At 71.8% G+C, this 25,357-nt stretch carries 24 protein-coding genes; 12 read left to right on the forward strand and 12 right to left on the reverse strand.

Translation table 11 applies throughout. From position 1 onward, the window contains the following. Positions 1-7 precede the first annotated feature (7 nt). From ABL310_RS19190 to ABL310_RS19230, 9 genes are all read left to right on the forward strand, one after another. On the forward strand, positions 8-982 hold the full coding sequence (locus ABL310_RS19190; protein WP_349368604.1) for an ABC transporter permease: 975 nt from the start codon (positions 8-10) through the stop codon (positions 980-982). Continuing rightward, positions 979-1,878, forward strand: coding sequence for an ABC transporter permease (locus ABL310_RS19195; RefSeq protein WP_349368605.1), 900 nt, complete (start codon positions 979-981; stop codon positions 1,876-1,878). The genes ABL310_RS19190 and ABL310_RS19195 overlap by 4 nt, the downstream gene beginning before the upstream one ends. Continuing rightward, positions 1,875-2,894 (forward strand): ABC transporter ATP-binding protein, encoded by a 1,020-nt coding sequence (locus ABL310_RS19200; RefSeq protein ID WP_349368606.1) that lies wholly within the window; start codon positions 1,875-1,877, stop codon positions 2,892-2,894. Before ABL310_RS19195 ends, ABL310_RS19200 begins: the two co-directional genes overlap by 4 nt. Next, positions 2,849-3,850: an ABC transporter ATP-binding protein gene (locus tag ABL310_RS19205; protein ID WP_349368607.1), complete on the forward strand. Its 1,002-nt coding sequence runs from the start codon at positions 2,849-2,851 to the stop codon at positions 3,848-3,850. Before ABL310_RS19200 ends, ABL310_RS19205 begins: the two co-directional genes overlap by 46 nt. After that, positions 3,847-5,355 carry a carboxypeptidase M32 gene (locus tag ABL310_RS19210; protein ID WP_349368608.1) on the forward strand — a complete coding sequence of 503 codons (1,509 nt, stop codon included), beginning with the start codon at positions 3,847-3,849 and terminating at the stop codon, positions 5,353-5,355. The genes ABL310_RS19205 and ABL310_RS19210 overlap by 4 nt, the downstream gene beginning before the upstream one ends. Before the next feature lie 114 nt (positions 5,356-5,469). Next, positions 5,470-6,144 (forward strand): GntR family transcriptional regulator, encoded by a 675-nt coding sequence (locus ABL310_RS19215; RefSeq protein ID WP_349368609.1) that lies wholly within the window; start codon positions 5,470-5,472, stop codon positions 6,142-6,144. Positions 6,145-6,479: 335 nt separating this feature from the next. Then, positions 6,480-7,574 (forward strand): TRAP transporter substrate-binding protein, encoded by a 1,095-nt coding sequence (locus ABL310_RS19220; RefSeq protein WP_349368610.1) that lies wholly within the window; start codon positions 6,480-6,482, stop codon positions 7,572-7,574. A gap of 4 nt (positions 7,575-7,578) precedes the next feature. Then, the gene (locus ABL310_RS19225) at positions 7,579-8,085 is read left to right on the forward strand and encodes a TRAP transporter small permease subunit (RefSeq protein ID WP_349368611.1); all 507 of its coding nucleotides are present in this window, start codon (positions 7,579-7,581) and stop codon (positions 8,083-8,085) included. 3 nt (positions 8,086-8,088) lie between these two features. Continuing rightward, entirely contained in the window at positions 8,089-9,414 is a 1,326-nt protein-coding gene (locus ABL310_RS19230; RefSeq protein ID WP_349368612.1) for a TRAP transporter large permease subunit, read from the forward strand. A gap of 24 nt (positions 9,415-9,438) precedes the next feature. Here the strand turns inward: ABL310_RS19230 and ABL310_RS19235 are convergent, their stop codons facing one another. The 4 genes from ABL310_RS19235 to ABL310_RS19250 all read right to left on the reverse strand — a co-directional run bounded on the left by ABL310_RS19235 (position 9,439) and on the right by ABL310_RS19250 (position 13,821). Next, a complete protein-coding gene (locus ABL310_RS19235) occupies positions 9,439-10,206 on the reverse strand; it encodes a hypothetical protein (protein ID WP_349368613.1) in 768 nt (255 codons plus the stop codon). A 40-nt stretch (positions 10,207-10,246) separates the two neighbouring features. Further along, a complete protein-coding gene (locus ABL310_RS19240; protein ID WP_349368614.1) occupies positions 10,247-12,550 on the reverse strand; it encodes a CDC48 family AAA ATPase in 2,304 nt (767 codons plus the stop codon). A gap of 118 nt (positions 12,551-12,668) precedes the next feature. Continuing rightward, complete coding sequence (locus ABL310_RS19245; protein ID WP_349368615.1) at positions 12,669-13,112, reverse strand: Crp/Fnr family transcriptional regulator; 444 nt, start codon at positions 13,110-13,112, stop codon at positions 12,669-12,671. Positions 13,113-13,134: 22 nt separating this feature from the next. Further along, positions 13,135-13,821, reverse strand: a complete 687-nt coding sequence (locus ABL310_RS19250; RefSeq protein ID WP_349368616.1) for a response regulator transcription factor — start codon at positions 13,819-13,821, stop codon at positions 13,135-13,137. Between the two features lie 126 nt (positions 13,822-13,947). Here ABL310_RS19250 and ABL310_RS19255 point away from each other — a divergent pair, with 126 nt between their 5' ends. Next, the gene (locus tag ABL310_RS19255; RefSeq protein WP_349368617.1) at positions 13,948-14,484 is read left to right on the forward strand and encodes a L,D-transpeptidase family protein; all 537 of its coding nucleotides are present in this window, start codon (positions 13,948-13,950) and stop codon (positions 14,482-14,484) included. 25 nt (positions 14,485-14,509) lie between these two features. Here ABL310_RS19255 and ABL310_RS19260 read toward each other — a convergent pair whose 3' ends face one another. Genes ABL310_RS19260 through ruvC form a run of 4 tightly spaced genes read right to left on the reverse strand, consistent with a single transcriptional unit; the run spans position 14,510 to position 16,642 of the window. Next, on the reverse strand, positions 14,510-15,022 hold the full coding sequence (locus ABL310_RS19260) for a copper chaperone PCu(A)C (RefSeq protein ID WP_349368618.1): 513 nt from the start codon (positions 15,020-15,022) through the stop codon (positions 14,510-14,512). Between the two features lie 43 nt (positions 15,023-15,065). Continuing rightward, entirely contained in the window at positions 15,066-15,443 is a 378-nt protein-coding gene (locus tag ABL310_RS19265) for a hypothetical protein (protein WP_349368619.1), read from the reverse strand. Positions 15,444-15,499: 56 nt separating this feature from the next. Beyond that, the gene (gene ruvA, locus ABL310_RS19270; protein ID WP_349368620.1) at positions 15,500-16,117 is read right to left on the reverse strand and encodes a Holliday junction branch migration protein RuvA; all 618 of its coding nucleotides are present in this window, start codon (positions 16,115-16,117) and stop codon (positions 15,500-15,502) included. A gap of 6 nt (positions 16,118-16,123) precedes the next feature. Next, a complete protein-coding gene (gene ruvC, locus ABL310_RS19275; protein ID WP_349368621.1) occupies positions 16,124-16,642 on the reverse strand; it encodes a crossover junction endodeoxyribonuclease RuvC in 519 nt (172 codons plus the stop codon). Positions 16,643-16,695: 53 nt separating this feature from the next. Here ruvC and ABL310_RS19280 point away from each other — a divergent pair, with 53 nt between their 5' ends. Continuing rightward, positions 16,696-17,472, forward strand: a complete 777-nt coding sequence (locus ABL310_RS19280; protein WP_349368622.1) for a sulfite exporter TauE/SafE family protein — start codon at positions 16,696-16,698, stop codon at positions 17,470-17,472. A gap of 6 nt (positions 17,473-17,478) precedes the next feature. Here the strand turns inward: ABL310_RS19280 and ABL310_RS19285 are convergent, their stop codons facing one another. The 4 genes from ABL310_RS19285 to ABL310_RS19300 all read right to left on the reverse strand — a co-directional run bounded on the left by ABL310_RS19285 (position 17,479) and on the right by ABL310_RS19300 (position 21,288). Next, on the reverse strand, positions 17,479-18,048 hold the full coding sequence (locus tag ABL310_RS19285; RefSeq protein ID WP_349368623.1) for a winged helix DNA-binding protein: 570 nt from the start codon (positions 18,046-18,048) through the stop codon (positions 17,479-17,481). A gap of 14 nt (positions 18,049-18,062) precedes the next feature. After that, positions 18,063-19,364: a TRAP transporter large permease subunit gene (locus ABL310_RS19290; RefSeq protein WP_349368624.1), complete on the reverse strand. Its 1,302-nt coding sequence runs from the start codon at positions 19,362-19,364 to the stop codon at positions 18,063-18,065. Between the two features lie 3 nt (positions 19,365-19,367). Beyond that, complete coding sequence (locus ABL310_RS19295) at positions 19,368-19,925, reverse strand: TRAP transporter small permease subunit (RefSeq protein ID WP_349368625.1); 558 nt, start codon at positions 19,923-19,925, stop codon at positions 19,368-19,370. A gap of 376 nt (positions 19,926-20,301) precedes the next feature. Beyond that, positions 20,302-21,288 carry a TRAP transporter substrate-binding protein gene (locus ABL310_RS19300; protein WP_349368626.1) on the reverse strand — a complete coding sequence of 329 codons (987 nt, stop codon included), beginning with the start codon at positions 21,286-21,288 and terminating at the stop codon, positions 20,302-20,304. 241 nt (positions 21,289-21,529) lie between these two features. On the opposite strand from ABL310_RS19300, the gene ABL310_RS19305 reads away from it, so the two are divergent. After that, complete coding sequence (locus ABL310_RS19305; RefSeq protein ID WP_349368627.1) at positions 21,530-25,165, forward strand: hydantoinase B/oxoprolinase family protein; 3,636 nt, start codon at positions 21,530-21,532, stop codon at positions 25,163-25,165. Positions 25,166-25,357: the final 192 nt, after the last annotated feature.

A 25,357-nucleotide genomic window follows, 5' to 3' on the forward strand; every position in this document is an offset into this window, starting at 1 on the left:
ACCGCGCATGATCGGCTTCCTGATCCAACGGCTTCTCCAGGCGATCGCCGTCGTCTTCGTGATGTCGCTGATCGTCTTCGTCGGCGTCTACGCCATCGGCAACCCGATCGACATCCTGATCGACCCGGCCGCCGACCAGGCGCTGCGCGAGGCGCTCATTCGGCAATACGGCTTCGACCAGCCGCTGCCGGTGCAGTACCTGACCTTCCTCGGCAACATGCTCACCGGCGATTTCGGCGAGAGCTTCGTCTACCGGCTGCCGGTGCTCGACCTGATCCTCTCGCGCCTGCCGGCGACGCTCGAGCTCGCGGTCTCGGCGATGGTGATCGCGACGGTGGTGGGCATCCCGCTCGGGATCTGGGCGGGCTACAAGCCGGAGGCGCTGTCCTCGAAGCTGATCATGGGCTTCTCGGTGCTGGGCTTCTCGGTGCCGACCTTCTGGGTCGGGCTCCTGCTCATCATGGTCTTCGCCGTCGAGCTCGGCTGGCTGCCGTCGGGCGGGCGCGGGCCGACGCAGGAGGTGCTCGGCGTCGAGCTCTCGATCTTCTCGCTCGAGGGCCTCTCCCACATCGCGCTGCCGGCCTTCAACCTCGCGCTGTTCAAGCTCGGCCTCCTCATCCGCCTCGCGCGAGCGGGCATGGTCGAGGTGATGAGCTCGGACTTCGTGCGCTTCGCCCGCGCGCAGGGCCTGCCCGAGCGCCAGGTCGTGTCGCTGCACGTGCTCAAGAACATCGCCATCCCGATCGTGACCGTGTTCGGCCTCGAGTTCGGCTCGACGCTCGCCTTCGCCGTCGTCACCGAGACGATCTTCACCTGGCCGGGCATGGGCAAGCTGATCATCGATTCCATCATGGTGCTCGATCGCCCGGTGATGGTGGCCTACCTCATCCTGGTCGTGATCCTGTTCGTGACGATCAACCTCGTCGTCGACCTCACCTACGGCCAGCTCGACCCCCGCATCCGCACGAAGGGCGCCGCATGACCGCCGCCGCCTCCGCCCCGAGCCGCCGCGCCCGGCTCGCCGACGTCTGGCACGACTACCGGCAGAGCCCGGTCGCGGTCGTGGCGCTCGGCATCGTCGCGATCCTGCTGGCGGCGGCCTTCCTCGCCCCGCTGATCGCGCCGCAGAACCCCTACGACCAGGCGGCGCTCGACCTGTTCGACGCCAGGCTCGAGCCCGGCAGCGTCGGCGGGGGCGGCTACACGCACGTTCTCGGCACCGACGGGATGGGGCGCGACCTGTTCTCGGCGATCCTCTACGGCCTGCGCGTGAGCTTCACGGTGGGCGTCGCCGCCGGCGCGGTGGCGCTGGCGCTCGGCGCGAGCGTCGGCCTGATCGCCGCCTATTACGGCGGGCGCGTCGAGGCGCTGATCATGCGCACGATCGACCTGCAGCTCTCGATGCCGGCGATCCTGCTCGCCCTCGTCCTCGTCGCCGTTCTCGGCCAGGGCATGATCCAGCTCATCGTCGCGCTGGTGGCCGCGCAATACGCCTATTTCGCCCGAACGACCCACGGCGCGGCGAGCGCCGAGCGGCGCAAGGACTACATCGAGGCCGCGCTCTCGACGCCGCTGCCGGCGCGGCGCGTGCTGTTCAAGCACCTTCTGCCGAACGCGCTGCCGCCGCTGATCGTGGTCGCGACGGTGCAGGTCGCCTCCGCCATCTCGCTCGAGGCGACGCTCTCCTTCCTCGGGCTCGGCCTGCCGATGACGCAGCCCTCGCTGGGCACGCTGATCTCGAACGGCTTCACCTACCTGCTGTCGGGCCGCTACTGGATCTCGATCTATCCTGGCCTCGTGCTGATGGTGCTCGTCGTGTCGATCAACCTCGTCGGCGACCAGGTCCGCCACGTGCTCAATCCGAGGCGCGGCCGATGAGCGACGTCGTCCTCTCCGTCGAGGGCCTGGAGACGGCCTTCGCCACCCGCACGGGCTCGTTCAAGGCGGTCGACGGCGTCTCCTTCGACGTGCGCCGCGGGCAGATCGTCGGCCTCGTGGGCGAATCCGGCTCGGGCAAGAGCGTCACGGGCTATTCCATTCTCGGGCTGATCGAGCCGCCGGGGCGGATCGTCGGCGGGCGCGTGTCGCTCGAGGGCGAGAACCTGCTCGCGCTCCCGCCCGACAAGATGCGCCGCATGCGCGGGGCGCGGGTCGCCATGGTCTTCCAGGACCCGATGATGACGTTGAACCCCGTGCTGAAGATCGGCACGCAGATGATGGCGGCCGTGCGCGCGCACGACCGGGTCTCGAAGGCCGAGGCGCGGGCGCGGGCGCGCGACGCGCTGGGCAAGGTCGGCATCCCCTCCCCCGAGGAGCGGCTCGACGCCTATCCCCACCAGCTCTCGGGCGGCATGCGCCAGCGCGTCGCGATCGCCACCGCGCTCCTGCACGAACCCGCCGTGATCATCGCCGACGAGCCGACGACGGCGCTCGACGTCTCGATCCAGGGCCAGATCCTCGCCGAGGTGCGCCGCCTCGCCGACGAGACCGGCACGGCCTTCGTCTGGATCACGCACGACCTCGCGGTGGTCTCGAGCCTCGCCGACGAGGTCTGCGTCATGTATGCGGGCCGCATCGTCGAGCGCGGGCCGGCGGAGGCGGTGATCGCCGCGCCGCGCCACCCCTACACGCAGGGGCTCCTCGCCTCGGTGCCGAGCCTGCACGAGCCGGGCGAGCGCCTGCCACAGGTGCCGGGCTCCGCCCCGCCGCCGACGGAGCGCCCGGAGGGCTGCGCCTTCCGCCCGCGCTGCCCGCGCGCGACGGACGCCTGCCTCGTCGATCCCGCCATCCAGACCTACGACGGCGAGCGCCGCGCGGCGCTGTGCCACCACCCGATCGAGCCCGACGCATGGAAAACCTTCTCGACATCGACGGCGTCTCGAAACGCTTCGTGAAGCAGACGACGCTGGGCGAGCGGATCGCGCGGACGCTCGGCGCGGGCGGGCCGCCCGAGATCGTGCGCGCCGTCACCGACGTGAGCCTGACGGTTAGCCGCGGCGAGGTCGTGGGCCTCGTGGGCGAATCGGGCTGCGGCAAGTCCACGCTCGGGCGGATGGTGGCGGGCATCTACGCGCCGAGCGCGGGGCGCGTGCGGTTCGAGGGCAAGCCCGTCGCCGTCACCGAGGGGCGGCGGGTGCGGAAGCTCACCACCCGCGTGCAAATGATCCACCAGGACCCGTTCGCGAGCCTCAATCCGCGGGTGCGCGTGGTCGACACGGTGGCGGAAGGGCCCGTCGCCCACAGCCTCGTGCCCTCGCGGGACGCCGACGCCTACGCCGCCGACATGCTGTCGCGGGTGGGCTTCGACGCCGCCATGCGCCGGCGCTTCCCGCACCAGTTCTCCGGCGGGCAGCGCCAGCGCATCGCCATCGCGAGGGCGCTCGCCATGAAGCCGGACCTGCTCGTGCTCGACGAGCCGGTGGCCTCGCTCGACGTCTCGATCCAGGCGCAGGTGCTCAACCTGTTCCAGGACCTGCGCCGGGACCTCGACCTGACCGCGATCTTCGTGAGCCACGATCTCGGCGTCGTGCGCCACGTCTCGGACCGGGTGGCGATCATGTATCTCGGGCGCATCGTCGAGGTGGCGCCGACGAAGACCCTCTACGCCGCGCCGGCGCACCCCTACACGAAGGCGCTGTTCGAGAGCGTGCCGAAGATCGGGGTCGGGCGCGGGGTGTTCAAGCCCATCGCCGGCGAGATCCCCTCGCCGCTGGCGCCGCCGCCGGGCTGCCATTTCCATCCGCGCTGCCCGGCGGCCGGACCCCGTTGCCGACGCGAGGCGCCGGTGCTGAACTCCATCGGCCCCGGCCAGAGCGCCGCCTGCCACCTGCACGACGGAGGCGTCGCGTGACGCTCGAACCCTTCCGCGCCGAGATCGGCGCCGTCAACGACCTGCTCTGCGCGGCCTCGCTGCTGACCTGGGACAGCCGCACGATGATGCCCGCCGGCGGTGCGGCGACGCGCGGGCTGCAGATCGCGACCCTGATCCGCGCCGCGCGCGACCGGCTGCTCGGCGACGCCATGGCCCGCGCCCTCGACCAGGCGCGGCGCGCCGTCGAGGGCCTGCCGGAGGACCATGCGGACGCCCGCGCGGTGGCGCAGACGCTCGCCGCCGTCGCGCATCACGCCCGCGTGCCGGCGGCCCTGGTCGAGGCCCGCGCGGCGCTCCGCACGCAGGCCCAGGCCGCCTGGACGCAGGCGCGGGAGACCTCGGACTACGCGCTGTTCGCGCCCCATCTCGACGAGACGGTGCGCCTCGCGCGGGACTATGCCGACGCGGTGGGCTACGAGGCGCACCGCTACGACGCCATGGTCGGCCTGTTCGAGCCGGGCGAGACCGCCCGCTCCCTCGCCGACCTCTTCGCCGCGCTTCGGGCCGGCATAGCGCCCATCCTCGACGCCGCGCGGGGGCGCGCGCCGGCGCGCAGCGACTTCCTCGCCCGCGGCTACGCGATGGAGGGCCAGCGCGCCTTCGGGCTCTCGATCGCCGAGCGCTTCGGCTACGACCTGCGGCGCGGGCGGCTCGACACCACGGTCCACCCCTTCGAGGTGAGCTTCACCCGCGAGGACGTGCGCATCACCACGCGCTACCGGCCCGACTACCTGCCGGGCTCGCTGTTCGGCATCTTCCACGAGACCGGGCATGCGCTCTACGAGCAGAACGTCGACCCCGCCCATACGCGCACCACGCTCGCCACCGACCTGATCGGCCTCTACGCGGTGGGCGGCACGAGCTTCGGCGCGCACGAGAGCCAGTCGCGGCTGTGGGAGAACCACGTCGCGCGCACGCCGACCTTCTGGGCGAACCATTTTCCCGAGCTGCAGGCGCACTTCCCCGCCGAGCTCGCCGACGTCGACGCGGACGCCTTCTACGCCGCCGTGACGCGCGCGGAGCCGGGCTTCATCCGGGTGGAGGCGGACGAGCTCACCTACGATCTCCACATCATGCTGCGCGTCGAGCTGGAGACGGCTCTGATGGCGGGCGACCTCACCGTCTCCGACCTGCCCGGCGCCTGGGACGAGACGATGCGGCGCGACCTCGACCTCGTCGTGCCGGACGCGCGCCGGGGCGTGCTGCAGGACGTGCACTGGTCGTCGGGCTATGTCGGCTCGTTCCCGACCTACACGATCGGCAACGTCATGGCGGCGCAGCTGATGGAGGCCGTACGCGAGGACGATCCGGGCGCGGTCGCGGCGATGGAGCGGGCCGACTACGCGCCGCTGGCCGACTGGCTGCGCGCCGCGGTCTGGCGGCACGGCCGGCGTTTCGGCCGCGACGAGCTGCTCGTCCGGGCGACGGGCCGGGCGCTGGACCCGGCCCCCTACCTGCGCCATCTCGCGGCGAAGTACGGGTGAGGCGCGGGCCCTTTCGTCGGCGCCTATGGCGATGGCATGGTCCTCGCCTTCCGACGGTGCGAGCCATCCGACACCCCGGTTCGCGCTGACGACCAGCCCCGCCGAGCCTCCGCCATGTCCCGACCGCTCCCGCCCGACGAGTCCACGCGCCGCACGCAGGCCCAGCAGGCCTATGCGCGCCTCGAGGAGATGATCGTCACGCTCGAGCTGGCGCCGGGCAGCCGCATCTCGGAAAACGCCATGGCGGCGCGCCTGGGGCTCGGGCGCACGCCGGTGCGCGAGGCGATCCAGCGGCTCGCGCACGAGGGGACGCTGCGCGTTCTGCCCCGGGCGGGCGCCATCGTCTCGCAGATCGACGTCGCCGACCAGTTCAAGCTCATCGAGGTGCGACGCGGCATCGAGCGCATCCTCGCCGGCCGCGCCGCGCGGCTCGCCGACGCCCCGACGCGCGACGCCTTCGCGGCCCTGGCGGAGCGTTTCGAGGACGCCGCCGCGCGCAACGACGAGACGACCTTCATCGCCGCGGACCGCGAGTTCAACGTTCTCGTCGCGGCGAGCGCGCAGAACAAGTACGCCGCCGCGGCGATGGCGCCGATCCAGGCGCAGACGCGGCGCTTCTGGTTCCTGAACTTCCGCAAGTTCGGCGATCTCAGCGCGATCAGCCGGCTGCATGCGGAGATCTGCGCCGCGATCGTCGCCTCCGACGAGCCGGCCGCGCAGGCGGCCTCCGACGCGCTGATCGACGCGGTGGAGGACTATACGAGGCGCACGCTCGAGGCGCTGATGTAGCGCGTCCGGGGGCCGGACCCGCGGGCCGCATCTGACATGTCAGTGACGCGGCAACTGCATGCGAATTGGACACCGACCGCCCGCAGCCTGTGCGCCGCGCGCCGCCGCCCGCCATCCGCCTGCCCGCCCCAGCGACAGCCGATCCCGTTACGGCAGCTCGGATCGCGCCCCGCCGCGGGGCACGCATTCCACTTGGCATCCTGCGTGCAGTCACGGACCGGACGAGACGGCCCCCGGCGCACGCGCCGAGAGCGGCCCGGGGCCAGAGGGACGCCGGAGGCGAGACGGCGCGCCGCGCACGCGGTCGCGCGCCCATTCGAGCGGAGGACCGAGACATGAACAGACGCGATTTCCTCACCACGGGCGCCCTCGGCGCGGCCGCCCTCGGCGGCGCCGTCGCCGCGCCGGCGGTGGCGCGCGCGCAGGAGAGCTTCACCTGGCGCATGACCAACGCCTACGGCCCGAACTCGCCCTTCTACGTCGTCGGGCCCGGCTCGCCGACCTCGTTCATCGAGAAGGTGGAGGCGATGTCGGGCGGGCGCCTGAAGATCCAGCATTTCGCGGCGGGGGAGCTCGTGCCGGCGCTGGAGGGCTTCGACGCCGTCGTCTCCGGCGTGGTCGAGGCGAACGCGGCCAATTCCTACTTCTGGTCCGGCCGCTCCTTCGCGGCTCAGTACTTCACCACCGTGCCCTTCGGCATGAGCTTCCTCGGCCACATGGCCTGGCTCTATCACGGCGAAGGCGCCGCCCTCTGGGAGGAGGTCTACGCGCCCTTCGGCCTCGTCGCCTTCCCGATCAACAATACCGGCGTGCAGATGACCGGCTGGTTCCGCGAGCCCATCGAGACGGTGGAGGATCTCGACGGCCTGCGCATGCGCATTCCGGGCCTCGCCAGCCGCATCTACGGCGAGCTCGGCGTCGACGCGCGCCTCCTGCCCGGCGGCGAGATCTTCCCGGCGCTGGAGCGCGGCGTGATCGACGCGGCCGAGTTCGTCGGGCCCTACCAGGACCGGCGCCTGGGCCTCCAGAACGCGGCGAAGTTCTACCACACGACCGGCTGGCACGAGCCCGCCACCACAGGCGAGCTCGCCATCTCGCGCGCGGCCTGGGAGGCGCTGCCCGACGACCTCAAGACCATCGTCCGCGTCGCGGCGCAGGCGACCGTGCTCGAGAGCGTCACCTGGTCGGAGGCCGTCAACGGCGACGCGCTCACCGATCTCGTGACGAACGAGGGCGTCACCGCCGCCGTGCTGCCCCAGCCGGTGGTCGAGCGCCTGCGCGAGGTGACGGCGGACGTGCTCTCGACCGAGAGCGCCAAGGACCCGCTCTCGAAGAAGGTCCACGACAGCTACATGGCCTTCAAGGCCAAGCACGACCGCTGGGCCGGCATCTCGGAAGGCCCCTGGCACGGCACGATCCTGGGCGGCTGATCCCGTGCGCGCCCTCGCTCGTCTCGTCGAGACCCTGGAGGCGGCCGTCGCGTTCTGCGGCCGCCTCGCCGCCTGGACCTGCCTCGTGCTGGTCCTCGTCGTCGCGGGCAGCGTGCTCGCCCGCTACTTCTTCAGCGCCGGCGCGATCTGGCTGCAGGAGCTGGAATGGCACCTGATCTCGCCGATCGCGCTCTTCGGCATGTCCTACGCCCTGCTCCAGGGCGAGCAGGTGCGCGTCGACGTCTTCTTCGAGCGCTTTCCCGAGGGCGTGCGGCGCGTGATCGAGGTGGCCACGGGGCTGCTCCTCGTCGTCTTCGCCGTCTGGATGGCGACGCTGTCCATCCCCTTCGTGCTGCAATCCTATCGGCTGGGCGAGGGATCGCCCAATCCCGGCGGGCTGCCCCATCGCTTCCTCTTGAAGAGCCTGATCCCGATCGGCTTCACGCTGCTCGCCGCGCAGGGCCTCTGCCACGCGCTGCGCCACGCCTTCCGCCTCCCTCGCCGAGCCTGACGCATGTCGCCCAACGAGCTCCTCGCCATCGCCATGGTGGCCTCCTTCTTCGGCATGCTGATGGTCGGCATTCCCGTCGGGATCGCGATCGCAACCTCGGCGCTCGTCTTCGGCTATGCCGGCTTCGGGCCGATGCTGTTCGCGCTGGTTCCCTCGCGGATCTACGGCGTCGTGACGAACTACACGCTGATGGCGATCCCGCTCTTCGTCTTCATGGGGGTGATGCTGGAGAAGTCCCGGCTCGCCGAGGAGCTGCTCGACGTGATCGGGCATCTGTTCGGGCGCGTCTCCGGGGGCATGGGCGTCGCGATCGTGCTCGTGGGCGTGCTGCTCGGCGCCGCCACCGGCATCGTCGGCGCGACCATCGTCACGCTCGGGCTGCTGACGCTCCCCGCGCTCCTGCGGCGCGGCTACTCGGCGCCGCTGGCCTGCGGCGTGATCTGCGCCTCGGGCACGCTCGGCCAGATCATCCCGCCCTCGCTCGTGCTGATCCTGCTCGCGGACGTGCTCGGCGAATCGGTCGGCACCCTGTTCGCGGCGGCGATGATCCCGGGCCTGATGCTCGCCGGTCTCTACGTCGTCGCCTTCCTGGTCCTCGCGGGGCTGCGGCCCGACCTCGCGCCGCCGATCCCCGCCGACGAGCGCGCCGCGCTCGACGGGTGGGCGCTGGCGAGGAAGGCGATCGTCGTCGTCGTGCCGCCCATCGGCCTCGTCGTCGCGGTGCTGGGCTCGATCGTCGGCGGCGTCGCGGCGCCGACCGAGGCGGCGTCCATGGGCGCGATCGGCGCCCTCCTGATGGCCCTCGTCGGCCGCAAGCTGTCGCTGCGCGTCCTCTCGGACGTCCTGCGCGCGACGCTGCTGATCTCCGCGATGGTGTTCTTCATCCTGATCTGCGCCCAGGTCTTCGGCCTCGCCTTCCGCGGGCTCGGCGGCGAGCATCTGGTCGAGCGGCTGTTCGCGTGGGTGCCCGGCGGCGTGACGGGGAGCCTGCTGTTCCTGCTCGCGCTCGTGTTCGTGCTGGGCTTCTTCCTCGAATGGATCGAGATCACCTACATCGCCCTGCCGCTGTTCCTGCCCTTCTTCATCGCGGAGGGCGTCGACATGGTCTGGCTCGGGATCCTGATCTGCATGAACCTGCAGACCTCCTTCCTCACGCCGCCCTTCGGCTGGGCCTTGTTCTTCCTCAAGGGCGTCGCGCCGGCGGGCGTCACCACCGGCGCGATCTATCGCGGCGTCCTGCCCTTCATCGCCCTCCAGCTCCTGGCGCTGGCGATCCTGTTCGCGGCGCCGGGGCTCGCGACCTGGCTGCCCGAGGCGATCGGCTGGTGAGCGCGCCGCCCGCGGGGGCGGCCCTCAATCCCATGCGCCCTCGATCAGCGGCGCGATCGGGTGGCGGGACTTCGCCATGCGCAGCTTGGAGAAGACGTCGGCGTGCTCGGCGTCCTCGCTCTCGGCGGGCAGGTCGACGCCGTAGGCCGTCTCCGGGTTCGCGCGTGCGCCGACCAGCATGATCTCGGCGCCCTCGTAGTTCAGGTGCTCGGGGCTCTCGCTCTCGAAACGGCGGTCGCGGAAGGCGTCCTGGAGCGACTTCGGGAAGTCCACCTGCTGCGCCTTCGAGAGGCCCGCATTGGCGGGCGAGCCCTTCTCCGGGTTCTTCACGGAGAGCGCGTAGGCCGCCTTCGGGGCGATGGCGAAGGCCTTCTGCACGGCGCCGGGCTTCTCGGGCAGCTCGAGCTCGTAGGCGAGATGCATCTGCCCGGTCTCGGGCGAGCCCTCGCGCGTGATCAGATAGACGCCCTCCCCCGCCGGGCGCACGGCCGGCTGGTCCTGCTCGCCGCGGGTCTTCGTGTCGTAATGCTCCTCGCGCAGCTCCTTCTCGATCGCCGCCGCGTCGTCGGAGACCAGCGTGACGAAGCCCCAGTTGCGCTCGTGGCTGTCGACGTCGGGCAGGCGCTTGCGCCCGACGATCATCAGCCGCGTCTTCCTGCCCCCGCGCGGGCGCAGGGCCATGAAGAAGCGCTGCACGTCGCCCATGCCCTCGGGGTCGTGCTCGTTCACGTCCGGGCGGTAGAGGAAGAAGATGTCGCCCTCCTCCAGGATCTCCATCTCGCGTTCGGCCATGGGATGCGTCCTTTCTTGCTCGAGCGGCGCGGGCCTCGCCTCACCCCCCGGGCTGCGCCTGGGCCTGGCCCGGCCTCTGGGACAGGAACCCGATCGGCTGCCGGCGCGGGCCTTCCTGCTTGAGGGTCGCGAGCATCTCCTCGTATTCGCGCTCCATCTCCGGCGTCACCGAGGCGCGGGCTTCCGTCATCGCCTTCTGGAAATGGCGGTCGGCGACGTGGTCGTTCTCCATCGATTCGCGCACGGCGAGGAGGCCGGCGCGGCGCACCACGTCCTCGAGATCGGCGCCCGTGTAGCGCTCGAGGCGCTCGGCGTAGGCGTCGAGATCGACGTCGTCCGCGAGCGGCATGTCCTTGGTGTGGATGCCGAGGATATGCCGCCGCCCCTCGGCGTCGGGCACGGGGACGTAGATCAGCTCGTCGAAGCGGCCCGGGCGCAGCAGCGCCGGGTCGACCAGGTTCGGCCGGTTGGTCGCGCCGATGACGACGACGCCCTGCATCTCCTCGAGCCCGTCCATCTCGGAGAGGATCGTGTTGACCACCCGCTCGGTGACGGCGGGCTCGCCCATGCCGCCGCCGCGGGAGGGCGCGAGGCTGTCGATCTCGTCGATGAAGATCACGGTGGGCGCCACCTGGCGGGCGCGCTGGAACAGGCGCGCGACCTGCTGCTCGCTCTCGCCGTACCACTTCGAGAGCAGGTCGGAGGACTTGGTCGAGACGAAGTTCGCCTCCGCCTCGCGGGCCACCGCCTTGGCGAGCAGCGTCTTGCCGGTGCCCGGCGGGCCGAACAGCAGGAAGCCCTTGGCCGGGCGGATGCCGAACTTGCGGAACACCTCCGGCTTCTTGAGGGGCAATTCGATCCCCTCCTGCATGCGCTCGCGGGTCTCGGCGAGGCCGCCGATGTCGTCCCAGCCGACGTTCGGCACCTGGATCATGATCTCGCGCAGGGCCGAGGGCTGGACGCGCTTGAGGGCGTTCTCGAAGTCGCGGCGCTCGACCTTGAGCTCCTCGACGACCTTGGGCGGAATGCCCTCCTTCAGGTTGATCGAGGGCAGGATGCGGCGCACCGAATCCATCGCCGCCTCGCGGGCGAGCGCCGAGAGGTCGGCGCCGACGAAGCCGTAGGTGACGCGCGCGAGCTCGTCGAGATCGACGTCCTCGTCGAGCGGCATGCCGCGGGTGTGGATGGCGAGGACCTCGCGCCGGCCGGTCTGGTCCGGCACGCCGATGACGATCTCGCGGTCGAAGCGCCCGGGCCGGCGCAGGGCCTCGTCGATGGAATCGACCCGGTTCGTCGCGCCGATGACGATGATGTTCTGGCGCGGCTCGAGCCCGTCCATCAGGGTGAGCAGCTGGGCGACGATGCGGCGCTCGACCTCGCCCGTGACCTGCTCGCGCTTGGGCGCGATCGAGTCGATCTCGTCCATGAAGACGATGGAGGGCGCGTTGGCCTTCGCCTCCTCGAACACCTCGCGCAGGCGCTGCTCCGATTCGCCGTAATGCTTGCCCATGATCTCCGGGCCGGCGATGTGGAAGAAGGCCGCCTCCGCCTCGTTGGCGACGGCGCGGGCGAGCAGGGTCTTGCCGGTGCCGGGGGGGCCGTGCAGCAGCACGCCCTTGGGCGGATCGATGCCCAGGCGCTGGAACAGCTCGGGATGGCGCAGCGGCAATTCGACCATCTCGCGGATCTGCTCCGTCGTGTCGCCGAGCCCGCCGATGTCGTCGTAGGTGACGTCGGCGCGCCGCGCCTCCTTGGGCTCCTCGAACTGGGGACGCAGCTCGACCTCGGTCTCGGGCGTCATCTGCACGATGCCGCGCGGGACGGTGGAGACGACGACGAGCCGGATCTCCTGGAGGCCGTAGGCGGGCAGGTTGAACAGCCCGCGCATCTCCTCGGGCAGGCGCCCGTCGTGCGGCGACATGCGCGAATGGACCGAGGTCGAGATCACGTCGCCGGCGATGAAGGGGCGGCGCAGGAAGGTGCGACGCAGGGCCTCGCCCGAGCCCTGCAGGCGCAGGTTCTTCTGCGCGGGGGCGAGGACGATGCGCTGGGCCGCGCGCACCTGCGCCGGCTTGAGCTCGACGTAGTCCCCCGAGCCCGCCCCGGCGTTTCCGCGCTGGAGCCCGTCGAGACGCACGAGCCGCAGACCCTCGTCCTCCGGATAGGGCGGCATCGCCACGGCGGCGGTGTGCCGGCGGCCGACGATCTCGACCGGCTCGCCCTCGCGCACGCCGATCTCCTGGAGCGCCTCGCGGCTGATGCGGGCGATGCCGCGCCCGGCGTCCTCCATGCGCGCGTTCGCCACCTGCAGGCGCAGGCCGCCGTCCTCCTCGTGATCCGCCATGACGTCCCCTTCCGCGTCGTCTCGGGTGTCTCGCCCGAAGAACGACCGCCCGGGGGCCGGCGTTCCGAGCCGGCGGAGATCGCCCGATCCGCCGCGGGGCGGGCGGCGCGGCCGGTCCTCACCCGAAGCGGGCGCCCACCCGCATCAGGTCCCGCGTCAGGCTCTCGAGCTCCGCGGCGAGGATGGCGTGCATGCCGGCGGCGGCCTGGGGATATTCCTCCAGCACGCGGCGCATCAGCGGCTGGGTGAGGCGGACGACGCTGGACGGCTCGCGGGCGGTGGCGCTCGCCGGGCGGCGGATCTCGGCGAAGAGGGCGGCCGCGCCGATCAGGTCGCCGGCGCGCGCCACCGTCACCGGCTTGCCGCCCTCGACGTCGAGCCCGATCTCGCCCTCGGCGACCACGAAGCCGCAATCCGCCCGATCCCCCTTGCGGAACAGGGCCTCGCCCTGGCGCAGCCGGCGCTTGTCGGCGGCGAAGGCGAGCAGGCGCAGGCCGTCGCGATCGATCAGGCCGATCAAGGGGGCGCGCGAGAGCAGCGCGATATCGTCGTCGAGGGACATCGCGCCTCGGGCGTGAGCGGGATCAGGGCAGGAGCTTGTAGCCGCCGCCCTCGGTGACGAGGAAGCGCGCCGCGGACGGGTTCGGCTCGATCTTCTGGCGCAGGCGGTAGATGTGCGTCTCGAGGGTGTGGGTGGTCACGTTCGAATTGTAGCCCCACACCTCGGCGAGCAGCGTGTCGCGGGAGACCACCTTCTGGCCGGCGCGGAAGAGGAAGCGCAGGATCGCCGTCTCCTTCTCGGTGAGCTTGAGCTTCGAGCCCTTCTCGGAGACGAGCAGCTTGGCGCCGGGGCGGAAGGAATAGGGCCCGATCTGGAAGATCGCGTCCTCGGAGGCCGCGTATTGCCGCAGCTGCGCGCGGATGCGCGCCAGCAGTACCGCGAACTTGAAGGGCTTGACCACGTAGTCGTTGGCGCCCGCCTCGAGGCCGAGCACGGTGTCGGCGTCCGAGCCCTGGCCGGTGAGCATGATGACGGGCGAGCGGAAGCCGTGCTTGCGCATCAGCTTCACCGCCTCGCGGCCGTCCATGTCGGGCAGGCCGACATCCATGATGACGAGATCGATGCGGTCCGCCTGGACGGCCTTCATCGCCTCGCCGGCCGTCTCGGCGGTGGAGACGACGAACTCGTCGTAGAGCGCGAGCTGCTCGGCGAGCGTATCGCGCAGATCCTGGTCGTCGTCGACCACGAGCAGCCGGTTGGCGTTCGACATGGGAGCGTTCCTCGACCAAGGAGCCTTGTCGTGCAAGGCTCTAGACTATTCGCCCGCTTCTTGACAACAAGTCGCCACGGGTCTCTCCGGGACCTTTCCCCCAGGCAATTCGGAAGCGACGGGGCCGTGACGACCGATTCTACGCTCTCGCGCCTCGTGGTGAGGCGACGGCCCGGCGATCCCGCCCGCGGCTGGCTCGCCGCGGGCGGGCTCGTCCTGCCCTGCGCGCTCGGCCGCTCGGGCGTGACGCGCGACAAGCGCGAGGGCGACGGCGCGACGCCGGCGGGGCGCTTCGCGCCGCTCCAGGCGTTCTTCCGGGCGGATGCCGGCCCGCGGCCGCGCACGACCCTGCCGCTGCGGGCGATTCGCCCGTCCGACGGCTGGTGCGACGCCGCGCGCGACCGCAACTACAATCGGCCGGTCGCCCTGCCCTATCCGGCGAGCGCGGAGCGGATGATGCGCGAGGACGGGCTCTACGATCTCGTCGTCGACCTCTCCGCCAACCGCCGGCCGATCCTGAAGGGCCGCGGCAGCGCCATCTTCCTGCACGTCGCCCGGACGGGGGTCCAGCCCACCGAGGGCTGCATCGCGCTGGAGAAGCGCGCGCTGGCGAAGCTCCTTGCGCGAATCGGGCCGCGCACGCGGATCGTGGTGGTCGGCTGATCCGCGCGCGCGATCGCGTTTCCGGTCAGTGCCCGTGGGGCGCCTCGCGCGAGCCCATCCGCCCGACCGCGAAGGTCACCGGAACCTCGCCGGCGCGCTCGAAGACGAGCGTGCCCTCGAAGCTCTCGCCCTCGGCGAGCGGGCGCTGGAGCCCCATGAACATGACGTGGTAGCCGCCGGGGGCGAGCGCGACCGTCTCGCCCGGCGGGATCTCGAGCCCGCCCTCGACCGGCGCCATCTTGGCGACGCCGTCGACCATCTCCATGGAATGGACCTCGAAGCGCTCGGCGATCTCGGACGAGCCGCCGATCAGCCGGTCGGCCGTGTCGCCCTCGTTGCGGAGGGTGACGTAGCCGCCGGCGACCTTGGCGCCGCCGGGCGTGGCCCGCGACCAGGGCGTCTCGACGACGATGTCGCCGGCGCGGAAGGTCTCCGCCGCGGCCGGGGAGAGAACGGGGCCCGCCGCGAGGGCGAGGGCGAGAGCGGCCGCGCCGAGAAAGGGCGTGCGGAGGGCGGGCGTGCGAAACAGAAGATGCATGATGTGTGTCTCCGATGCGCGATCGGTGTCCGGGAAGAGCGGTTCAGGCGAGCGATCGGGAGACGGGCGGCGCGCGGGCGCCGAGGGAGACGCGCGCCGGCGCGGCGCGGGGCGCCTCGGCGAGCACGAAGGCGCGGGCGACGGGGGCGGCGTCGCGCGCGGGGAGCGACGCGGCGGGACCGGGCGGCAGCGCGGGCCCGGTCGGGCCGGCATGGACGCGGCAGGCGTGCCAGCACGGATCGCCCGGCGCGTGCGCCGGCATCTCGCCGTCGATCGCGCACCAGACGGTGGCGTTCGCGGGCGCGGAGAGCGCCAGCGCCCCGGCGACGCCGGAGAGGAGCCCGCCGAGCACGAGCCCGTAGAGCGCCAGGACGGCGATCGCCGTCCGCGCCAGGCCGGGAACTCGTGCGCGCGTCGTCATGAGCGCTAGCTAGTCGCTTCCCGCGGCCGGCGCAATGCGGCGCGCGCGCCGCCGCCTCAGCGGGCGAGCTCCTTGAGGCCGAGCCGGATCAGCTGCGCCGTCGTCGGCTCCTCGCCGGCGCTCTTCAGGGCGGCGGCGACGGCGGCGGCGGCCTGGGACTGGCCGTAGCCGAGATTGACCAGCGCCGAGACCGCGTCCTGGGCCGGGCCCGGCTCGCCGCGGGCCTCGACCCCGCCGGAGAGGCCGGCCATCACCGGGTCGATCGGCGCGAAGGCGGGGGCCTTGTCCTTCATCTCGGCGATGATCCGCTGGGCGAGCTTCGGCCCCACCCCCGGCGCGCGGGCGACGGCGGCCTTGTCTCCGGACGCGATGGCGGTGGCGAGCTCCGCCGGCTCGAGCACGGAGAGGATCGCGAGCGCGACCCGCGCGCCGACGCCCTGCACCATCTGCAGCAGCCTGAACCATTCCCGCTCCGGGTCCGAGCGGAAGCCGTAGAGGCGGATCATGTCCTCACGCACCACGGTCTCGATGGACAGGACCGCCGCCTCGCCGACCGGCGGGAGGCGCTGGAGCGTGCGCGCCGAGCAATGGGCGACGTAGCCCACCCCGTGCACGTCGAGGATGACGAAGTCCTCGCCGTACGAGTCCACCACGCCCTTGAGCTTGCCGATCATCGCGCCTCACGCCCCCGCCAGAAGCGCGGCCTTCAACGACCGCGCGCCGCGATGATGCGCATGCGCGATGGCGATGGCGAGCGCGTCCGCGGCGTCGGCGCTCTTCGGGTCGGCCTTGGGCAGGAGCACGCGCACCATGGCGGTGACCTGCGCCTTCTCGGCGTGGCCGACGCCCACCACCGTCTTCTTCACCTGGTTCGCCCCGTATTCCGCCACCGGCAGGCCCGCCAACGCCGGGACCAGCAGCGCCATGGCGCGGGCGTGGCCGAGCTTGAGCGTCGCCTGCGCGTCCTTGTTGACGAAGGTCTCCTCCACGGAGACCTCGTCCGGCGCCCACGCGCGCACCACCTCGGTCAGCCCGTCGTGCAGCTGCCTCAGGCGCAGCGCGAGGTCGAGGTCGCCGTCGGACTGGACGAGGCCCGAGGCGATGTAGGACAGCTTCGTCCCGTGCGCGGCGATCAGGCCCCAGCCCGTCTTGCGCAGGCCGGGGTCGATGCCGAGGATGCGGATGGGGGTCGTGCTCACGGGGTCCGATTCGCTGCCGGCGCGGGAACGTCGCGCGAACGAAGGAGTCGCCCGTGATCGAGGCCGCTGTCAACGCCCTCGTCGATGTCGAGCTCGGCTTCGCCCTGTGGTTCGCGGCCGGCGCGGCGCTCGTCGCCGGCCTCGCCCGCGGCTTCTCCGGCTTCGGCGCCGGGCTGATCTTCATGCCGCTGGCCGCCGCGACGCTCGGGCCGCAGGCGGCGGCGCCGATCCTGCTCCTGATCGACACGGTGCTGATCGCGCCCTACGTCCCCGCCGCCTGGCGGGCCTGCGACCGGCGGGCGGTCGGGTGGATGACGCTCGGCGCCTATGCGGGCGTGCCGCTCGGCGCGGCGGCGCTGACCGCCGTCGATCCGCTCCTGATGCGCTGGCTGCTGGTCGCGCTGATCCTGGCGCTGCTGGCGCTCCTCGTCTCGGGCTTCCGCTATCGCGGCCGGCCGAAGCCGCCGCTGACGCTCGGCGTCGGCGCGGTCTCCGGCGTCCTCTCCGGCGCGGCGCAGGTCGGCGGGCCGCCGGCCATCGCCTACTGGCTCGGCTCGGAGGCCCCGGCGAAGACGGTGCGGGCGAACCTCGTCGTCTTCATCGTGCTCGCCGCGCTGGGGACGGCGGTCGCCTACGTGCTCGGCGGGCTTCTGACCGCGTCGGTCGTGGCGCGGGCCGTGGTGATCGGGCCGTTCTACGCCGCGGGCCTGTTTCTCGGCGCGCGCCTGTTCGGGCTCGCCAGCGAGACCGTGTTCCGGCGCATCTGCTACGGCCTGATCGCGCTCGCGGCCGTGGGCTCCGCGCCGGCGCTCGACGGCCTGCTGCGCTGAGCCCGCTCACAGGCTCGCGGCGGCGCGGGCGGCCTGGTCGTAGTGGCCCGAGAGCGCCCGCAGCATGGCGGCGAGCTCGGAGAGCCGCTCCTTGTCGACGCCCGTCGCGCCGACGGGCTGGAGCAGCAGCGCCTCGCGGATCTCGCGATAGCGCAGGCACACGGCGCGGCCCTTCTCGGTGATGAGGATGGTCTTCTCCTTGCCGGCCTTGCCCGAGGCCACGAGGCCCGCGGCCTCGAGCTTCTTCACGCCGTAGGAGACGAGGTGCGTCTCCTCGACCGAGAGCACGAGGCAGATGTCGGCGAGCCGCTTCGGGCGGCCGCGATGATTGACCGTATGCAGGATCAGGACGTCGAGGGGCGAGAGATCCGGCACGCCCGCCGCCGCGATGCAGCGGATCATCCAGCGATGGAAGGCGTGGCTCGCCAGGATGAGGCCGAACTCGAATTCCGACAGGGAGGGCATGCCGCCCTCCGCCAGATGGGCCGAGGACACGATCGGCCCCACGCCTCTGCGGGGCGGCTCCGCGACCGCCTCGTCCGCCGGGGCCGTATCGTCGTCGGTCGGTCGCGTCATGATCGCTCCGCGTTCTACTCCAGCATGGTCCGCGGCAGCCACAGCGCGATCTCCGGGAAGAGCGCCAGAAGCAGGGCCGCGACGCACATAATCAGGAAGAAGGGCGCGGTGTACAGGCCGAGCGTGAAGATGTTCCGCCCGGTGAGCGATTGCAGCACATAGAGATTGAAGCCCACCGGCGGGGTGATCTGCGCCATCTCGACGACGAGCACGATGAAGATCCCGAACCAGATCAGGTCGATCCCCGCCGCCGTGACCAGCGGGATGATGATCGACGTCGTCAGCACGACGAGGGAGATCCCGTCGAGGAAGCAGCCCATGACGATGAAGAACAGCGTCAGGGCCAGCAGCAGCATCGCCTGCGAGAGGCCGAAATCGCCGATCCACTCCGCCAGCGCGCGGGGGATGCCGGTGAAGCCCATCGCCGTCGTGAGGAAAGCGGCGCCGGCGAGGATGAAGGCGATCATGCACGAGGTCTTCGTCGCCGAGAGCAACGCCGTGCGGAAGGTCTCGAGGCTCAGCGAGCCCGCCCGCCAGGAGATCGCCAGCGCCAGGAACACGCCCACCGCCGCGGCTTCCGTCGCCGAGGCGAAGCCCGCATAGATCGAGCCGATGACGCCGACGATGAGCAGGACGACCGGCGCGAGCCGGCGCAGCTTGGCGAGCCGCTGGCGCAGCGGCATGGCGGGCTCGGGCGGCGGCATCTTCGCGCGGTTGAGATAGGCCCAGAGCATGACGTAGCCCATGAAGAGCGCGGTCAGCATCAGCCCGGGGATCACGCCGGCGATGAACAGCCGCGCCACCGACTGCTCGGTGGCGGTGGCGTAGACGATGAGGATGATCGAGGGCGGGATCATCAGGCCGATCGTGCCCGACCCCGCGAGGGTGCCGATGGCCATCGGGTCGGAATAGCCGCGTTTCTTCAATTCGCCGAGCGAGATCCGCCCGATCGTCGCGCAGGTCGCGGCGGAGGAGCCGGAGACCGCCGCGAAGATGGTGCAGCCGACCACGTTGACGTGGAGGAGCCGCCCCGGCAGGCGCGCGAGCCAGGGCGTGAGGCCCTCGAACATGTCCTCGGACAGGCGCGTGCGGAACAGGATGTCGCCCATCAGGATGAACATCGGCAGGGCGGTGAGGTCCCAGGAATTGAGCTGCTGCCACATCGCGGTCGCGAGGATCGCGCCGGGGGGCAGCGACAGCGAGGCGACGATGGCGACGAAGCCCAGCAGCGCCAGCGCGACGGCGATCCAGACGCCGAGCCCGAGCACCACGAAGAGGAGCCCGACGAGGAGGAGCATGAGGGTGGTCTGGTCCATGGCTCAGCCCTCCCGTCCGTGGGCGATGGCGTCCTCCGCCGCGCGGAAGCTCGGCCGCCCCGTCCGAAGCGTCGTGACGAGCTCGTCGAGGAAGGCGATGGTGAGCAGCGCCGCGCCCGCGGCCATGGCCGCCTGCGGCCAGACGAGCGGCACCCGCACGAGGCCCGGCGAGACCTCGCCGAAGCGCAAGCTCTCGAGCGCGTAGGCGCCGACGTACCAGGTGCCGAAGGCGCTCGCGAGGGCGCCGAAGGCGAGCGTCGCCGCCTCGACGACGCTGCGCGCCCGGGCGGGCAGATTGTCGAGGAGCATGGTGACGCGGATATGCGCGCCGCTGCGCAGCGTCGCGGCGAGCGCGAGGAAGCTCGCCGCGGCGAAGAGATAGCCGGAGATCTCGGAGAGCGAGAGGATCACGAAGCCGCCGCGCGGCAGGCCCACGAGCTGCAGCGCGGCGTCGGTGATCCGCCCCACCACCTGCAGCCCGACCAGGGTCGCGATGAGGAGGATGCAGGCGGCGGACAGCCACAGGGCCGCCCCGTAGAGAAGGTCGAGCGCACGGCGCATGGCGTGGAATCTCCGGGTGGGAAGGCGTTCGTCGATACCGCGTCCCGGGGTCTCGTCCCCGGAGAGGCTGTGGCGGTCGGGCGTCTCGAGGCGGTCGACGGGAGAACGCGACGTCGGCCGGCGCATTTTCTCCTCCCTTGTGGAGGAGGCGTCGGCGCAGCCGACGGAGGTGGGTCGTGGTGCAGGGCCGGTCCTCGGCGAGGGTGGCTCGCCGGTGGCGCCCGTCACCGACGTCGAGACAGTTCTGCACGACCCACACCCACGGCCCCTCGCCACAGGGGCGAGGGGAGAGCCTGCATCGACGGCGCGCCCCGACCGCCCTCGGCTGCGAAGGCGGCCGGCGGGGGGCGACTTGCCCGCCCCCCGACGCACCGCGTCAGTTCGCGCGATAGGCCTCGAGCACGGCCGCGCCCGTCTCGCCGGCGCTCTCGGCCCACTCGTCGGCGATCTGCGCGCCGATCTCCTGGAAGCCGGCGGCGAGCGCCTCGGAGGGCGTGACGACGGCGACGCCGTTCTCGGCGAGCGTCTCCGTCGCGGCCACCGTGTCGGCCTCCGACATCTCCCAGCCGCGGGCCTCGGCGGCCGCGGCCGCCTCGAGCACGGCGGCGCGGACCTCCGCGTCGAGACCCTGGAAGGCGCGGGAATTCACCACCACCATGTTGCGCGGCAGCCAGGCTTGGGTGTCGTGGTAATGGGTGACGAAGTCCCAGAACTTCGAGTTCACGCCCGTGGACGGCGAGGTGATCGTCGCCTCGACGCGGCCGGTGGCGAAGGCGGTCGGCAGGTCGGCGACCTCGACCTGGACCGGCATCGCGCCGGAGAGCTCGGCGATGCGCGCCGTGCCGGGATTGTAGGTGCGGAAGCGCAGGCCGCGCAGGTCCTCGACGTCGTCGAGCTCGGCCGAGGCGTAGATGCCCTGCGGCGGCCACGGCACGGAGAAGAGGAGCGTCAGCCCCTCTTCCGCCAGGGCCGCGTCGAGCGCGCCGCGCTGGGCGTCGTAGAGCGCCTTCGCGTCGGCGTAGGAGGTGGCGAGGAAGGGCACGGAATCGAGGCCGTAGATCGGGTTCTCGTTGGCGTGCAGCGAGATCAGCATCTCGCCGATCGGCACGATGCCCGAGCGCACCGAGCGCTTGATCTCCGGATGCTTGATCAGCGAGCCGGCGGAATGGACCGTGATGTCGAGCGCGCCGCCGGTGGCCTCGCGCACGTCCTGCGCGAATTCCGCGATGTTCTGCGTGTGGAAGGTCGCGTCCGGATAGGGCGTGGGCATGTCCCAGCCCTGGGCGGCGGCGGCGGCGAAGCTTCCGGTGGCGAAGGCGAGCGCGAGGGTCGCGCCCGCGAGGCTGCGTGCGACGGTGGTCATCTGATCTCTCCCGAATGAGCGGCCGATCGCGGCGGACCCGCGATCCGGCATGCGCACCCCCTCGGTCGTGCGCATGGTGCAAGCCTGCTATGCGTGGGCGAGCTTGTCAATAAGCTGACGACAGAACGCAGAAAAAATGTTGACGTTTTGTCGATGAGCCGGAATATGAGCACAACGAGGCCGCGCCTTGCGCAGGGGAGCCGGCGCGCGCCATGCTTGATGCCGTTGGGAGAGGGACACGATGAGCGCGCGCTGGGACTTCTGGATCGACCGCGGCGGGACCTTCACGGACGTGATCGGCCGCGACCCGCAGGGGCGGCTGCACGCCCGCAAGCTCCTGTCGGAGAACCCGGACGCCTATCGCGACGCCGCCGTGCAGGGCATCCGCGACCTTCTCGGCCTCGCCAGGGGCGAAGCGATCCCCACCGGCGCCGTCGGCGAGGTGCGCATGGGCACCACGGTCGCCACCAACGCGCTGCTCGAGCGCAAGGGCGAGCGCACGCTGCTGATCACGACCTTGGGCTTCCGCGACGCGCTGCGCATCGGCTACCAGGCCCGGCCGGACATCTTCGCCAAGGAGATCGTCAAGCCGGACGAGCTCTACGACGAGGTCGTCGAGATCGCCGAGCGCGTCCTCGCCGATGGGGCGGTGGAGACCCCGCTCGACGAGGCCGCCGCGCGCGCCGCGCTGGAGGCGGCGAAGGCCGCCGGCTACAAGGCCCTCGCGATCGTGTTCATGCACGCCTACAAGCACCCGGACCACGAGCGCCGTGTCGCGGCCATGGCGCGGGAGCTGGGCTTCCCGCAGGTCTCGGTGTCCCACGAGGTCTCGCCGCTGGTGAAGCTCGTCGGGCGCGGCGACACCACGGTCGTCGACGCCTATCTCTCGCCGATCCTCTCGCGCTACGTGGCCCAGGTCTCGGACGAGCTCGACGTCGCGCGCACCGGCGCGCGGGTGATGTTCATGATGTCGTCGGGCGGCCTCACCGCCGCCGAGCTGTTCCAGGGCAAGGACGCGATCCTCTCCGGGCCCGCCGGCGGCGTCGTCGGCCTCGCCGAGACCGGCCGCTCGGCCGGGTTCGAGAAGGTGATCGGCTTCGACATGGGCGGCACGTCCACCGACGTCGCGCATTACGACGGCGCCTACGAGCGCGCCTTCGAGACCGAGGTCGCGGGCGTGCGCATGCGCGCGCCGATGATGCTGATCCACACGGTGGCGGCCGGCGGCGGCTCGATGCTGAAATGGGACGGCACGCGCTACCGCGTCGGCCCGGATTCGGCGGGCGCCCATCCCGGCCCGACCTGCTATCGCCGCGGCGGCCCCCTCGCCGTCACCGACGCCAACGTCATGGTCGGCAAGCTGCTGCCGGCCTACTTCCCGAAGATCTTCGGCCCGCACGCGGACGAGCCCCTCGACGCCGAGGCGGTACGCGCCGCCTTCGCGACGCTGGCGCAGGAGATCGGCGACGGGCGCGCGCCCGAGGAGGTCGCCGACGGCTTCCTGCAGATCGCGGTCGCCAACATGGCCGAGGCGATCAAGAAGATCTCCGTCCAGCGCGGCTACGACGTGACGCGCTACGCGCTCAACTGCTTCGGCGGCGCCGGCGGCCAGCACGCCTGCCTCGTCGCCGACGCGCTCGGCATGAAGACGGTGCTGATCCACCCGCTCTCGGGCCTGCTCTCGGCCTACGGCATGGGCCTCGCCGACATCCGCGCCACGCGCCAGAGCGCGGTCGACGCGCCCCTCGACGAAGAGGCCCCCGCGGCGCTCGGCGCCCGCGCGAAGCCGCTCGTCGACGAGGCGGTGGCGGAGCTCGTCCACCAGGGCGTCGCGCGCGCGGACATCGAGGTCGTGGTGCGCGCCCACGTGCGCTACGCCGGCACCGACACGCCGCTGCCGGTCGACGCGGCGACGCTCGCCGGCGCGGCGCTCGACGCGTCCGTCGCCCCCGCCTCGGCGGACGCCATGCGCGCCGCCTTCGAGGACCAGCACAAGCGCCGCTTCGGCTTCGTCGACGCGGGCAAGGCGCTCGTCATCGAGGCGGTGGAGATCGAGGCGGTGGGCGGCGGCGCCCAGTTCGCCGAGAGCGCGGGCGTCGAGACGATCGAGGGCGCGCCCGAGCCGGCCGAGGAGACGCGCTTCTTCTCGAAGGGCTGGCACGACGCGACGGTTTATGTCCGCGACGCCATCCGCCCCGGCCACCGCATCGCGGGCCCGGCCATCGTCATCGAGCCGAACCAGACCATCGTCGTCGAGGACGGCTGGGAGGCGCGCCTCACCGAGAAGGACCACCTGGTGCTCTCCCGGGTGAAGGCCCTGCCGAGCCGGCACGCGGTGGGGACCGAGGCCGATCCCGTCATGCTGGAGATCTTCAACAACCTCTTCATGTCCATCGCCGAGCAGATGGGCGTGACGCTCCAGAACACGGCCTATTCGGTCAACATCAAGGAGCGGCTCGACTTCTCCTGCGCGGTCTTCGATGCCGAGGGCAACCTCGTCGCCAACGCGCCGCACATGCCGGTCCATCTCGGCTCCATGGACAAGTCGGTCGAGACGGTGATCCGGCTCAACCCGGAGATCGCGCCGGGCGACGTCTTCGTATTGAATGCGCCCTACAACGGCGGCACGCACCTGCCCGACATCACGGTGTGCACGCCGGTCTTCGACGCGGACGAGACGACGATCCTGTTCTGGGTCGCCTCGCGCGGGCACCACGCCGACGTGGGCGGCGTCGCGCCGGGCTCGATGTCGCCGCTCGCGACGCATATCGACGAGGAAGGCGTCTACATCGACAATTTCAAGCTCGTCGACCGCGGCCGCTTCCGCGAGGCGGAGCTCGTCGGGCTGCTGGAGGGCGCCAAGTACCCGGTCCGCAACGTCGTGCAGAACGTCAACGACCTGAAGGCGCAGATCGCGGCGAACGAGAAGGGCGTCGCGGAGCTCAAGAAGATGGTCGCGTCCTTCGGCCTCGACGTGGTCACCGCCTATATGGGCCACGTCCAGGACAACGCCGCCGAGAGCGTGCGCCGCCTGCTCGATCGGCTCAAGGACTGCTCCTTCGACTACCCGATGGACCAGGGCTGCGCCATCCGCGTCACCATCACGGTGGACCGGGAGAAGCGCCGGGCCCGGGTCGACTTCGCCGGCACCTCGCCCCAGCAGCCGGACAATTTCAACGCGCCGGCGCCGGTGACCCGCGCGGCGGTGCTCTACGTCTTCCGCGTCATGGTCGACGACGAGATCCCGATGAACGCGGGCTGCCTGCGGCCCATCGACATCGCCATACCGGACGGCTCGATGCTCTCGCCGCGCTACCCGGCGGCGGTGGTCGCGGGGAACGTCGAGGTGAGCCAGGCGGTGACGAACTGCCTGTTCGGGGCGCTCGGCGCGATGGGCGCCTCGCAGGGCACGATGAACAACCTCACCTTCGGCGACGACCGCTACCAGTACTACGAGACGATCTGCTCGGGCTCGCCCGCGGGGCCGGGCTGGAACGGCGCGCCGGGCGTGCACGTGCACATGACGAACTCGCGCCTCACCGACCCGGAGATCCTCGAATCGCGCTTTCCCGTGGTGCTGGAGGACTTCCACGTCCGCCGGGGCTCCGGCGGCAAGGGCAAGTGGTCGGCGGGCGACGGCACCTCGCGCACGATCCGCTTCCGCGAGCGGATGGACTGCGCCATCCTCGCCTCCCACCGCAAGGTGCGGCCCTTCGGGCTCGCCGGCGGCGAGCCGGGCGAGCTCGGGAAGACCCTCGTGCGCCGTCTCGACGGCCGCGTGGAGGAGCTCGCCGGCTGCGACCAGACGGTGCTCGAGGCCGGCGAGGCGGTGACGGTGATCACGCCGACGGGCGGGGGGTACGGCACGCCGGAGTGAGGGGGCCGCCGGCCCCTCCCCGCAGGGGCTGGCGTCTTCTCGGCGCCCGGCGGACGGGCGCTCATGCTTTCCTTCCCTGTAGGGGAAGCTGGCTCGGCGAAGCCGAGACGGATGGGGCGCGGCGCGGAGCGACGCGTTCCGCGAAGCGGAAGCCCCCGGCGGCCGTCACGCTCCACTGTGTCGTTTCGGCTT

Source organism: Salinarimonas sp., from assembly GCF_040111675.1.
In the GTDB taxonomy this organism is placed as follows: Bacteria; Pseudomonadota; Alphaproteobacteria; order Rhizobiales; family Beijerinckiaceae; genus Salinarimonas.